Here is a 13518-nt window from a genome sequence, read left to right as displayed (position 1 = left end):
CTATAAGAGTAATATTTCTAGAATTCACGATATTATTTTGAAGTAAAGATACTCCGAATCCTATCCACTAACCGTTGACAAGAGGCAAATCCCGCTTGCAATGTGTTTTGAATTGCACTGTTAGAGCGCTCAGGTAAAGGAATTGCCTCTACAGATCTCGCAGTACTATCCACTCTGTCGGATAAGTTTAAAGCTCTTAAAGCTAAACCATATCCTGGAACAGTTGAGAACTCTACTTGTTCATTACTAGAACTGAACCTAGCTACCATATATCCGCCTGTATTTTCTGTCCAATCTGGTGGAACCCTAGGAACATCGTATAAATTAGACTCTGATCTAGGTAAATCATAAATATTTTCTTCTTCTGTAATCTGTTGTTGTAAACTTCTTGGCACAGAATAAATAGTCATATAACCATTGTCACCTAAAGCATCAGGAATAAGGTAGGGATTCTCTGTTGCTCTTCCACTCATATCTACATAGGGACTCTCTTCTACTAGTCCACTCATATCTTCGTAGGGGTTTTCTACCGTTCCCCCACTCATGTCTACATAAGGACTTTCCCCTTTTGTCCCAGACCAAGGAGTCCTAGGAACATCGTACAAATTAGACTGAGATCTAGGTAAATCGTAGATATGTTCTTCTTCAACAGGATGAGACATATCTTCGTAAGGCTGATCATCATCATTACTAGGAATGTGCCTTACTTCTACATTATCGTTAAATCGTACGCGCTTCTCCGTTGTAGCTTTTCCAGAAGCTCTAGATTCGGTTCCCTGTGAACCCTCTACACCACTCTCAGATGTTGTCAACTCAGGAACTTCTGTATTCTGGAACATAAATATTGGTTCACCACTTGACCAGCTATTTACAAAAGCACGAGGTAATTTAAATGTTTTTCCTCCCTCACCGTCGCTAGAACCTGAGATACCATGTTTTTCAAAGAACGACGAAGTAGCCTCAACCAAAGCATCTGAAGAAACCTGTGATCCCTGATTATCTAAAGTGAAAGACGTTTCTTCTGATGAAGTACTGGAAGTAGAATCTGTTCTAACTCGGGAATAGGAAACAGAGAAAGTATAGTTTCCGTCTTGATCCTGATGACCGAGTCTACGAACTGCTTCCCCTACACATTGGCAACTATGGACTACAGCACGAGCTCCGGAACGTAATACATCTGAAATTAAGCGAAGCGAAGAAACAATTCCCTGCTTCAAAGCACCCAAAGCAGATTGTAAACGCTGACCTAATTCAGCAGCTCTTGAAGTAGGCTCTTCTCCTTCTAAAATTTCTACTTTCATTCTTTCTGCTTGTCCAAGAATACTTTCCGTCTCTGACCCCACTCTGGATATAAGATCTTCAGCCTCTTGACTATCAGTGATTATTGTGGTTAATTCTATAGAGCCTAAATTCTCGACATCTAAAGATCCATCTGCTTTAGTTGGTGTCGTACTTCCTTGACCACGAATTTTTCCGAATAATCTAGAAAGACTCTTGCCTACGGATACGCTTTGTAACTTCTCTAGTTTATCTTGACAACTCTTCCTAGATGCCTCGTAACTAGAACGATCTTCAGGATTATCCGCCATTTCGATTAATGTAGTATAGTAGCCTATCATGTACTTTAAAGATTCTTCAGTTGCGGAAACCCCTTCGCTAGAGCTTTGTTTTTTTCCTTTTAATTTAGACCAGTCCGCGCGAACCTTACTTAAAAAAGCGTTTCTAGCTGCTTTAGCTCTGCTAGAAATGCCATGAGATAAGCCATGAGCACCTTTAACAGAACTACTTTCCTCTGAAGAATGCGTAGTCACACTTTCTTGTCGGTTAAGAAGGGCTTGAACCTCTTCCTCATCGTGTTCCCCAACTTCGCAACTTTCCATGCCTCTACCTAAGAAATATGCACGCATAGCAGAAGATTCTGGAAGACGACGCCCTCCTGCTTGCCATGCTGGAGGCTTAGGTGAAGAAATTTCAGGACCTTGTGTCTGTGATCTAGAAAATAACTGTTTTACAGAACTCCACATTCTACTAAGCAAATTGCGACCACTACTCTGGCTAGAAGAATTTAACCTGTTTGCTTCAACCTCTTCAGGAGTACGTACCTGAAAATTTTCACCTAATAACCTGTCAGTTCTTTCTCTAATAGACGGACCTGTTTCTGTATCATTGCCATGATCAGGTAAAGAAAATCTATGACCACCTACAGAAGAAACACCATCATTATCTTTTTTATCATTATTGCTTCCATCTCCGTAAGGGGGAAGCTTTTGAGGACCTCCAGATCCACCTATACCACCGACTCCTGATGTCATAATCCACTCCTATCAGCCCTAATAAATCTTTTTAAAAAAACAAATTATTTATATTTATAATATTAGCAAATAATAGAGAATTAATAGGAAATAATATCTATTGGATAGATTATTAAATTTATGAAATAACTAATAAATAGTCGCGTATAATAAACAACGCTGTAATTTAGATTTGCCAAAAGGAAAATTATTGCTAATTAAATGCCTCTGCAATGTCAGTACCAATGAATGGTCCTTGATCAATTCCCGCAGCTTCCATGGAAGAGTTCGCAATACTATTGCTGTCTACAATAATATCGCCCATATTGATGCCCGAACGACTACTGACTTCAGAAAGCAGAGCCCGTCTAGCTCGTAATTTATTGCGCAGTTCAACAAGCCGGTCATACAACCAGTCGATGAGTTTTTGTAAATACATCCCACCACCAACTGAAAGAGCAATACCTCCTAGACCTATAATCCCACCTGCTATAGGTGCTAAAGCAGGAATAAGAGAAAGCAACATAATTCCCAAACCTGCAGCTACAAAAATTCCTGCAGCTACGACACCGTTAACTTCTCTTCCTTTTTCAAGATATAGCACCTCTTCCCGGATCGCAATTTCTACCTCATTTATATGCATCTTGGAAGACTCTAACCAGGCCTCTTCCAAAACTTCTTGCGCAACTTCTTTGCCAGCAATGCTTTTCACATCATTAAAAAATTGTGCTTTTCTTTTAGCTTCAGCCCAGCGTAACCTGCTAATACGTAGTCTAGCTCTTAACTGCATAGCAGCGTCGATAAATCCAGAAGACACCATAGAAAACACTGTAGAAGCCACGGATGAGCCAATTGTAGACAGTAAGAGAATTTGCAAAGCAGATAGGCCAACAAACCCAGATACCAATACTGCTGTTACTCCGGCAATTAGCAATAAGGTGGAAACTGCTAAAATGATTTTCTGCTTTCTTGTGAAAGAGATCCTTGAGTTAATTTCTTCTGTTGTCAGATTTGTATTAATAGAGCTTACATCAACATAAGATGGTGAACGTGTAGTAGAACTCTCGGAAGAATCTACGAACACGTCATCGTCTCCCAATGTTAACTCAGATGAAGATAATTCATAAGCTCCAGAGTCATCATTATTAACATGAAGAGATGACAAGTTAGAACGCATACTCGAGCTTTTAGAAACACTCGATGTATCAACAGACATAGTTTCGGCATCTGCACGATAATCTGAAGATCTCGCAGATTCTCCAGAACTTACCATATCGGTAGATGTGGAATTATCTTCATTGTCTGATGAAGATATCGGGATACTCAAAGTACTGGAAATATTCGAAGAACTATTAGAAACAGTTCTTTGTGAAGAGGTCTGAGCAATATTTTCTTCTGAGGTTGTACTCGCATTCTTCTCGGACCCTGAAGACGAAGAAGATAGTGATATGGACGAGAAATTTCCTTTATCAGAAAGAGGACCACTAACCACACTAATAGAGTCCTCACTATCACTACTGTTGTACTCACTACTTGCTTTATAAGCTGAAGAGCTTGTACTTCCACGAACCTCCGACCCCCCCTCTTCACTCAGTTTTATTTCCTTCCTTCCCATTTGTTCAAAACCTGAGAATGAAGATCCCGATATTTCTGAAGAAGATCGTGCAAGTTCATTATTACGAACATTTGATAAACCTGTATTTACAAATAATTCCTGCCCAGCAGCATCAGACAAAAATGCTCGCCATTTGCTGATACTACTATTCAAGAGAGTTTGTAAAGCCATGGTTACTCCAATAGAGACTAAAGGAGGACAAAAAGCAATAAGAGCAGCTGAGGCTACACCTGTAGCCGCTAATGCTCCTGCAGCACCCAAAGCTACCCCTAGAACAGTAAAACCTATCCCAACACCAACAAGCGCCATGCTAATCTTATTTAATTTTTTCGCTTCTATTAGAGTTTCTTCTCTAGTAAGACGTACTCCAGAAGCAGCCTTCGGAGATTGCGCGAATTTAACATAGATGTATTGCGTAAGACTGGCAAATGTTGATAAAGCTCCTTTACTGTAGGCACTAGAACCTAAATTACCAACTATTCCAGAGTATCCAGAATCTATAAATCCAGCTCCTGTCTTCATGGCAAGACCAAACGTCATAAATCCCGTACCTACAGCAATCGCACTACTCAACCTTGCACGGTTAGCCATTTGAGGAGCAATCATATCGCGTACTTTATTCACGATATTTTTCATTACTGAGAATCCCCCTAGGGAAACTCCAGATAACGCTATCGAGAGAACAATTGCCTGAGGAATGCCCGGAGCAATAACAGTCAAGGCTACCACTACAACAGCAATAGCTACAGAAAATACAATAATCCCAGCTAATAAACCTACAGAATGTGAAAACATTCTCTTCTCATTTGCAAGCTCTTCTGGGCGGGGATAAGAAATAATCTGAATATTCGAGACGCCTGAAGAACTACTGACTGATGATGTCACAGGAATATTCATCACAGTAGGAGAAGAAATACTATTGTTACCGACTATAGGAATAGACATATACTAAGATTAAAAAACAAAATTCTCTACTTATATAATAATAACAAAAATACTATTCGTTTTTTATTAAAAAAGATTTTGTAATTTAAAAAATAAAATAAAAACAAACTAATTAAAATTAATAATATCTATGCGCAATATGTTGTGTACAACACACATAAGTTGGTTAGTATCAATATCATATGCTTAAGGAGAAATCTAATTTCACGGAATAGATTAAAGTAGAGATCGGTGGTAATTCAATATCCAGAACGCCCAACTCATTGTTAATATGTGGCTTACGAAATCCTTGTCCCGAGCCTCCAAATTCTTTGGCGTCACTATTAAAGATCAACGAGCAGTCGACAACATTTTGACAACGAAGAGAGTAGGAAGGAAAATACATTGAACTGAAATGATGGATACAAAGTAAGGCAGACTCAGGATTATTTTTATCTAACCTATAGTAAGCAATAACGCTGTTATCAGAATCTGAGAAATCTACCCATAGGAAAGATTCTGGGTCGTCATTCCAAAGTTGTGGAAATCTTTGATAACACTGGTTAATCTCAGATACACATGTTTGTAAGTTTTTATGATTAGCGTCATTTAAGACTGCCCATTCTAACGGACGTTCTGTCGACCATTCCCGAGGCTGTGCAATTTCTCCTCCCATAAAAAGAAGTTTTTTCCCCGGTTGACACAGCTGATAACTAAAAAGCAGACGTAAATAGGCAAACTTTTCTGACATGCTTCCGTGCATCTTATCTAGCAAGCATCCTTTACCGTGAACGACTTCGTCATGAGAAAGAGGAAGGACCGATCTTTCGTTAAAAGCATACCAAAGGCTAAAGGTGAGATCTTGCTGATGATGACAACGAAATATGGGATCTCTGCGCAGATATCTTAAAATATCATGCATCCATCCCAAATTCCATTTATAATCAAATCCTAGTCCCCCTTCAGATACAGAATAGGTCACTTTAGGAAACGCAGTAGATTCTTCAGCAAATGTCAAGACTCCTGGGAACTCCCTATGAATCACTGAATTACAATGGCGAATAAATTCGATAGCATCGAGATTCTCGTTCCCACCATAAATATTTGGAGTCCACATACCATCGCTACGCCCATAGTCTAGATATAGCATAGAAGCTACAGCATCAAAACGCAAACCGTCTATGTGCATTTTATCGATCCAAAATAAGGCACTGCCTATTAAAAAGTTAGCAACTTCATTACAACGATAATTGAATATATGCGTATACCAATGTGGATGCAAATCATTGGCATTCTCATAAATAGGCGACCCGTCAAATGCTGCCAAAGCAAAATGATCTGTAGGAAAATGTCCTGGGACCCAATCCAGGATTACTCCAATATCATGATTATGAAGATAATTCACTAAAAATTGAAAATCCTCGACAGATCCATACCGACATGTAGGAGCATAATATCCTGTAGTCTGGTATCCCCACGATTCGTTAAGAGGATGCTCAGTGATAGGCAACAACTCGACATGCGTGTAGTGCATTTTATGACAATACTCAGCTAATTTTGTAGCTAAATCACGGTAATTTAATGGGCGATTATTTTCCCATATCCACGATCCTATGTGCACTTCATAGATAGACAAAGGAGATTTAAGCATTTTTTGACGCTTCTGTAACCAATCAGTATCCGTCCAAGAAAATCTATCAGGATCAACTACTATAGCCGCGCCTTGTGAAGGAAATTCAAAACTCTTTCCATAAGGATCAGTTTTAACTATAACCGCTCCTTCTTTTGTTAAAATTTCCCACTTATACTTTTCTCCAGGAGCAATTCCAGGAACAAACAATTCCCACACTCCACATACAGAAACTTTTCTTAGGGGATTAACAAGACCGTTCCAAAAGTTAAAATCGCCAACTACTGATACTCGAATAGCATTCGGAGCCCATACAGAAAATAAAACCCCAGCAATTCCACCCACTGTGCAAGGAATTGCTCCCATCCGATTATAAATTTGATAATGGGTGCCTTGATGGAATAAATGGCTATCGTATTCTCCCCACACTACAGGAAAAGCATAGGGATCGTGAGTCAGTAAACCATTTTGATGATAAATGCGGTATTCATGTGGAAGAATCTTTTTAGAAACAGAACAAGAAAATATACCCGAATGGTGTTTCTTAGCGTATAGCGTATCCCCTAGCACCTCTAGTGCAATGACATCTGCACCAGGACGAAACAAAACAATATGATCTTGATGATCCTCAGAGATAATACCCAGGACACGGTGAGGATCTGCAAGTTTACCAGCAACTAATAACTCTAAGTCCTTAGCATCTAAAAATCTTTCTACCATCTACAAGGAACAAAGCTATTTATAGAAACAATCCCATAAATACGTAGTTCCCACTTTTATCTCTATAGTTTCTCCTAAAGGGATTATGCGTGAATCGCATAAAGATTTATGTTCCCAAACACGTAAACGACTCTGCAGCAAAGACGAAGCAAAAGAAAATCGTATAGTTCGGGTTGTCTCAGCATACAAAGACATTCTACGAATCATTTTCTTAGTCCATTCGATAGAAAGCTTGCCAATACCAGGTAGATTGAAGTTAACAAAACGTCCACACGGAAACTCTGGAGGTAAAGACGGAAGAATTTCCACACACTCCTCCCCTTGGTTAACAAAGATGTCGTGAATTACCGGAAGACTATACTGAAGTAAGGGAAAGGCTATAGAAGAATCTTCTGGCAAGCCATCTATAATTCCCTGGTATTCTGAGTCATACCAACGTGGTAGGAAAGTATATGAAAACGCTGACAAATAGAAAGCGAGCAGATCGTCACATAGCTCTGTTTTTTTTTCTCTTTGATTTTTTCATGAGCTACGACTAACAACTCTCCCGTACCCACGCTATCTAAATGCTCTTCACGTGCGTGAGTAGCCATTAGATGGGCCATTCGAAACCATAGAGGAAGAATCTCTTTAAGATCCCTACGATGACGAATCTTCTGCAAATCCATGTGCTTATGCACACCTAGCGATAAAAACGGCCCCGTAGTGGATACCGGCAAGTATCCTTTTCTAGTAACTACTTTTTCTCCAGTAGGAAGAATATAATATGTATATTTTTCAGAAGTAACAATTAGCCCGCCACGATGTAAATCTTGAAAAACAGCGAAACGTTTTAAAGGACCTTGGGCAGAAAAACCTTCTTCGTACAATAATTCTCTTGATGAAGAAAATACGCGATAAAGAGTCGGAAAAATCTGGGCATACAGTAGGGATCCCGGTATGGGGATCAAAGCCCCTGGAGATAACACGTAAGGTTGAAATCTTTGCGATAAGGTAATCACTGTTCCTGTTCTCCCCACAAATCATCTTTTAAAAATGACGTGATCTTCACATTGATAATGTCATTAACTTGTACGTTTCCTAGCGATTGGAAATGTATTTTTTCAAAATAAGGAGAATGGCCTACAGCTACTCCATCGACAACTTGCTCAACAAGAACAGATGTTCGTGTCCCCAAACGTTTTTCCATCTCCCGAATAGCAACGGACCTGGCGACTTCAGCAAGATATTTTTTTCTCTCATTGATGATATTATGAGGAATATGCCCTGAGAAGGTTGCTGCTTTCGTACGAGCTCGAGGACTATAGGGGAAAATATGTACTTTTATAAAACCAACATCTTGAATGATCTTGAGTGTATCTTCAAAATCTTGGTCAGTTTCACCTGGGAATCCAATAATAACATCTGTAGTAAATGAGTAATTGGGATCGTGAGCACGTAAAGAATCCACGCAATCTAAAAAATCCTGTCTGGTATATTTGCGATTCATACGTTTTAAAATTGCATTCGATCCCGACTGTAAAACGAGATGAGAAGAGTGGCATGTATGTTTACCAAATAACAACACATCTCTGAGATCGTCCTGAACATCTTCAGGATCTATAGAAGAAATACGAATCCTATCAATCCCTTCTAATACATCGATTTTTTTGATCAGCTGTGCTAAAGAATGCTCTCCATCATTATAGTCCCCGACATTGATCCCAGCAATTACGACCTCTCTATATCCCTGTGCAATAATGCCGGAAATCTCGTTTAAAATCTCTTTTGTGGAACGAGACCGTGACCTACCCCGCAGATAGGGAATAATACAATAGGAACAAAAGGAATTACAACCATCTTGGACTTTGATAAAGGCCCGAGACTTGCCTTCAAAACTTCTGATACGAAATTCCGGAAGATTTTGGAGATCAGGAAAAATTTTCTCAATTAATTGGTGTTTCTCCTTATTGGGGACCAAAAGACATTTCCGATCTAGTGTAGAAAAAAATTCTTTGTCTGATTCTCCTAAACAACCTGTAACAACGAGAAAAGCATCGGGATTTTTCCTACATAACTGACGAATTGCACTACGCCCTGAACTTTCCGCAGATCCGGTAACAGCGCAGGTGTTAACAATACATAGATCACTGGGAGTATCAGGATCCGTTACTTCTTGATAACCTAAGAATGTAAGCTGATCACGATATCCCTGGATTTCATACTGATTGACCCTACATCCCAAACAAACAAGTTTAAATGTTTTCTTCTCTTCTGTAATGATCATAATCTCTTAAATCTTAAATGCTCACCGCACACTCACTCGAGCATTTTAAGCCATCGGATCTTTCAGCACCAATTAAAGATGTTGTTTTGATAGGAAAACGTTAAAAATACAGACTATTCCCAAATAGGTTTCTCTTCTTCAAAAACATCTGACGAAGAAAGATAAGATGAAATAAAAGGTTTATACCTCTTATACAACTCTTTTGGTAGATAAGCATTAACAAGTAAAATATCATCTTGACATTGATGTGAAATAACAAGACCTGAGTTGCAAAGCTCGGCAAACAAGCCATACTCTCTATAGGGAAAAGCTAGGCAGACCTCCGGACATCCTTTTTGAATAACGTCTGTCATTGCCCTGAGCAAATTAGAGATACCTTCACCGGTTTTCGCTGAAACAAGCACGGGATATGGACACAGCAAACGAAGTTTAACAGGGATTTTCCCATCTGGTAAGGCATCAATTTTATTCAGTACAGTAATGATCTTAGGATCTTCCACACCAAGATCTTGCAATAAGTTTCTTGTTGTTTCCACATGTTCCCAAGCTAGAGGATGAGAAGCATCCACAACGTGCAACAAAACATCCTCATAAACAGCTGCTTCCAAAGTGCTTTTAAACGCTGCAACAAGTGTGTGAGGCAGCTTACGTATAAATCCTACTGTATCTGTCACTAACACACGTTGCCCACTAGGAAGGATGCATCTACGTGTCTTAGGATCCAAAGTAGCAAAAAGCTTATCCTCAGCATAGGTTTCTGTAGAAGTCAAGAGATTCAACAGAGTACTCTTCCCTGAGTTGGTATAACCGATGAGAGCAAAGGTCAGGATACCTCTACGTTCCTTAGCTTTACGTCGTTCTTTTCTTTGTTTTTCAACAGACTTAAGATCCGCAGTTAACTTATGAATCCTGTCACGGACCATCCTACGATCCAATTCAATTTGCTTCTCTCCCTCGCCTTTGACAAATCCTCCACTTCCTCCCCCTGATTTTTGGCGAGATAGATGCCCCCACATCCTTTTTAAACGCGGAAGAAGATAGCGTGCACGCGCTAATTCAACCTGTAGGCCTGCTTCTGCAGTAAATGCACGGCTAGCAAAAATTTCTAAGATAATTTCTGTGCGATCTAACACAACAAGACCAAGACGCTTCTCTAAATTTCTTTGCTGTGATGCAGAAATTTCTTCATCAATAATCAAAGTACCAATCGTTGGAAACTTTTGTAAAATTTCTTCAATTTCTATGAGTTTTCCTTCATTCAAATATGAAGAAGATGATGGCATACGCAAAACCCAAGAGCGTGTCTCAATGACAGCAATATCGCAAGATTTTGCTAAAGATATGAGCTCATCCATATGCTCTTGCATATTTTCCTGATCTTCTTTGCTAGGATAACAAGAGACTGCAAGAGCTTGAGATGGGTCTTGCTCCTCACGCGGAAGTGAGAAGCGCCATCCTAAAGAACTCTCTCGGTTTTTTTCTTCAGAAGCTTTCTTTTTCTTCATACGCTCATCCAAGATAATTCCATACCATCATAAGCACAAAGTTTTCCCGTAGCACTATCCAACTCTTTTTGCAAATGATGACTAATATGCGTAAAAATCAACTTATTTACGCCCAAATAATCAGCAAAATTCTCCGCATCCCGTATGGTAAGATGAGAACGCGTTCTTCCAAGAAAAGCTTTAGGGATTTCCGAAGGAGATGCTGACATAATCAAGGTATCAACTCCAGAAAGATGAGAAAAAATCTCCCTATCATATCGGCTTAAATCAGTAATATACGCAAGATTACCGAAACGATAACCCGTCACATGACATGATTTTTGGTAATAGGAAACATAACTATAGGGTAACCCATAGAACTCTGAACTGCCATAATCCTCATTTAAGATAGTGAAGTTCAAAGCAGAAGGCAAGGCATCGTCCTTCCCAGGAGCACGTACAAGGTGCTCACGATACCTACTCAAATAAGTGTACGTAGACGCAGATAAAACTATAGAAACTGGTTGTTGGTGCACAACATACCAGGCTCTAAGATCATCAAGCCCTCCAATATGATCGTAATGAGGGTGGGTAAGGAATACTCCAGCAATGTTGTTTATACGATACCTCAACATCTGCTCACGAAAATCAGGGCCGGCATCAACGACATAATTATTACCTTGCCAAGAAATTAACACAGAAGCACGTAACCTGCTATTCCTATCAGAAAGACAAACAGAACACGAACAGAAAGCAACAGGGATACCTTCAGGATCTCCTGTTCCTAAAAACTTCAGTTTTCCTACAGTATCCTGCATAATAAATTACCCCAGTTAAAAACTATCCTCGAAATTCTGACATACTCTAATAACCAAAGCAAGTGGTTCCTATTGTGCACAAATATTTAAGATTACAGCTGATCGAAAGCGCTAAGGGAATTCGGGATCGGTAAAGCTGATGATAAAGGATCATGACGACGACACGTGGGAGGAAACATAGTCAACATGGTAAATTTTTCCGTATCTTCTTGTATTTGAACCAAATCACAATGCCTTAAATAATTCTTAGATAAACTCAACCATTCACGTACACGACACTTAGAAAAATGAGCAAATGCAGACCCCAAAACACATAAAGCTAAACTAACACCAAATATGACCAGAGGAAGAAGCCATTGACAGAATGCTGTAGCAGCAGGAGCGGCGACTATGATACTGAATATTATCCCAGCAAAGAGAAAAATTATCGAACTGACAAAGGATAGCAAAGCACAAACATCCAAATTATGTACGCGGGATGCCAGAGCACCCATACTCTCGTGAATACGAGTAGCCTCATCATTTTTAGGATGCAAAGCCCATAAAGTCGTAATAGCTCCAAAATCTTCACATCCTTGCACAGGGTGTTCTTTACAGCGCAATACATGTAAGATCCCCTCTCGCTTACCAAGATCATTTACAAGCGTAATGGCCACTTCATGTGGACTCACCACACTATCACACATAGAACAATAAAAATGTGTTCCTATATACTGAATTCTATCCTGAAATCCGGGATAGCAGGGAAAAGCTCCAAACACGACTCAATTCCAAGTAAATGTATACCCACAAATGTGGAATCATACCTTAAACAAATAAAAATAAACACAGAAGAAAGTAAAGATAGAGCTGCTCAAACTCTCCTAAAGGTAATTACTTAGGATCATTCACTACTTGCTCAATCCCCACTTCTCCTCTAATTTGTGTAAAACGCCTTCTGTTTTTAATTCAGAAATAGCTTGAGAGACTTCTTGAACTAAACTCTCATTATCCTTGGATATACCAATGCCGTAGCCTAAAACCCACCAAGATTCTGGAAGACAAATCTGTGTGCAATGTAATTCGGGAAAATCCTTCAAAACTACACGAGCCACAGAAGGTTCGAATACAGCCAAAGGAGATTTTTTTCCTAATACTTCCATAATCACTTCAAGAGCACTATCAAAAGAACGTATAGCAACATTAGGCAAAGAACGTAAGTAATCTTCCTGATAAGTGCCTGTCTGCACAGCAACCGAAGAATATTGTGACAAAGGAACAACACACTGTTCGGTAATGTTATTACGACTTATGGCTGTGAGAGAGTACACACCTTCGCCATAATATGGAATCATAACAATCTCCTTTTTACGAGAAGGCGTGATTGACATACCAGAAATAACAGCATCCACACGGTTCCTTTTAAGGTTTAAAAGCAGGGCGTCAAAAGAAAAATCTCTGATTTCCAAACGCTTATTCAATTTAGAGCTTACAGCTTCTGCTACATCGATATCAAAGCCAACAATCTTTCCCTCCTTATCTATGTATTCAAAAGGAGGATAGGCAGCATTAGTCCCAACAATAAACACCTCTTCTCGTTTAAGGTTTTGTCCACAACTTACTAAAAACAAAGAAGATGACAAACAAACAATTAGCAAACAATAATATTTTAATTTCATAAACATATACTACAAATGAATAATCATGATAAACTTATAAGAGAAAACAACAAATACATCATCAAATCTTGATAGATGATTTAGTTTAATCAAAAAAAACAAAATAAGTTTT

10 protein-coding genes are annotated in these 13518 nt (G+C 39.2%); all 10 read right to left on the bottom strand.

The features are described from left to right. Nucleotides 1–32: 32 nt before the first annotated feature. The gene (locus tag H359_RS01640) at nucleotides 33–2312 is read right to left on the bottom strand and encodes a hypothetical protein (RefSeq protein WP_020370994.1); all 2280 of its coding nucleotides are present in this window, start codon (nucleotides 2310–2312) and stop codon (nucleotides 33–35) included. A gap of 193 nt (nucleotides 2313–2505) precedes the next feature. Next, on the bottom strand, nucleotides 2506–4851 hold the full coding sequence (locus H359_RS04945) for a hypothetical protein (protein WP_020370993.1): 2346 nt from the start codon (nucleotides 4849–4851) through the stop codon (nucleotides 2506–2508). Nucleotides 4852–5029: 178 nt separating this feature from the next. Further along, nucleotides 5030–7180 (bottom strand): 1,4-alpha-glucan branching protein GlgB, encoded by a 2151-nt coding sequence (gene glgB / locus H359_RS01625; RefSeq protein ID WP_020370992.1) that lies wholly within the window; start codon nucleotides 7178–7180, stop codon nucleotides 5030–5032. A 15-nt stretch (nucleotides 7181–7195) separates the two neighbouring features. Next, on the bottom strand, nucleotides 7196–7648 hold the full coding sequence (locus tag H359_RS05250; protein WP_238318205.1) for a hypothetical protein: 453 nt from the start codon (nucleotides 7646–7648) through the stop codon (nucleotides 7196–7198). Then, complete coding sequence (locus H359_RS05245) at nucleotides 7585–8181, bottom strand: hypothetical protein (protein WP_040433998.1); 597 nt, start codon at nucleotides 8179–8181, stop codon at nucleotides 7585–7587. Before H359_RS05245 ends, H359_RS05250 begins: the two co-directional genes overlap by 64 nt. After that, on the bottom strand, nucleotides 8178–9446 hold the full coding sequence (mtaB, locus tag H359_RS01610; RefSeq protein WP_020370990.1) for a tRNA (N(6)-L-threonylcarbamoyladenosine(37)-C(2))-methylthiotransferase MtaB: 1269 nt from the start codon (nucleotides 9444–9446) through the stop codon (nucleotides 8178–8180). The genes H359_RS05245 and mtaB overlap by 4 nt, the downstream gene beginning before the upstream one ends. 113 nt (nucleotides 9447–9559) lie before the next feature. After that, nucleotides 9560–10951 (bottom strand): GTPase HflX, encoded by a 1392-nt coding sequence (gene hflX, locus H359_RS01605; RefSeq protein ID WP_020370989.1) that lies wholly within the window; start codon nucleotides 10949–10951, stop codon nucleotides 9560–9562. Further along, nucleotides 10948–11748: an MBL fold metallo-hydrolase gene (locus H359_RS01600; RefSeq protein ID WP_020370988.1), complete on the bottom strand. Its 801-nt coding sequence runs from the start codon at nucleotides 11746–11748 to the stop codon at nucleotides 10948–10950. Before H359_RS01600 ends, hflX begins: the two co-directional genes overlap by 4 nt. Before the next feature lie 92 nt (nucleotides 11749–11840). Further along, on the bottom strand, nucleotides 11841–12434 hold the full coding sequence (locus H359_RS01595; RefSeq protein WP_238318204.1) for a hypothetical protein: 594 nt from the start codon (nucleotides 12432–12434) through the stop codon (nucleotides 11841–11843). Nucleotides 12435–12638: 204 nt separating this feature from the next. Continuing rightward, the gene (locus tag H359_RS01590; protein WP_020370986.1) at nucleotides 12639–13406 is read right to left on the bottom strand and encodes a transporter substrate-binding domain-containing protein; all 768 of its coding nucleotides are present in this window, start codon (nucleotides 13404–13406) and stop codon (nucleotides 12639–12641) included. Between the last annotated feature and the right edge of the window lie 112 nt (nucleotides 13407–13518).

This window comes from Chlamydia ibidis 10-1398/6 (assembly GCF_000454725.1).
In the GTDB taxonomy this organism is placed as follows: Bacteria; Chlamydiota; Chlamydiia; order Chlamydiales; family Chlamydiaceae; genus Chlamydia; species Chlamydia ibidis.
This window is presented reverse-complemented; position numbering and strand designations above follow the sequence as displayed.

Bases quoted from the DNA above. Each gene is read 5' to 3' on its own strand.
- hflX (WP_020370989.1), bottom strand. From the start codon at position 10,951: ATGAAGAAAAAGAAAGCTTCTGAAGAAAAAAACCGAGAGAGTTCTTTA.
- mtaB (WP_020370990.1), bottom strand. From the start codon at position 9,446: ATGATCATTACAGAAGAGAAGAAAACATTTAAACTTGTTTGTTTGGGA.
- glgB (WP_020370992.1), bottom strand. From the start codon at position 7,180: ATGGTAGAAAGATTTTTAGATGCTAAGGACTTAGAGTTATTAGTTGCT.
- H359_RS04945 (WP_020370993.1), bottom strand. From the start codon at position 4,851: ATGTCTATTCCTATAGTCGGTAACAATAGTATTTCTTCTCCTACTGTG.
- H359_RS01640 (WP_020370994.1), bottom strand. From the start codon at position 2,312: ATGACATCAGGAGTCGGTGGTATAGGTGGATCTGGAGGTCCTCAAAAG.
- H359_RS01600 (WP_020370988.1), bottom strand. From the start codon at position 11,748: ATGCAGGATACTGTAGGAAAACTGAAGTTTTTAGGAACAGGAGATCCT.
- H359_RS01595 (WP_238318204.1), bottom strand. From the start codon at position 12,434: ATGTGTGATAGTGTGGTGAGTCCACATGAAGTGGCCATTACGCTTGTA.
- H359_RS01590 (WP_020370986.1), bottom strand. From the start codon at position 13,406: ATGAAATTAAAATATTATTGTTTGCTAATTGTTTGTTTGTCATCTTCT.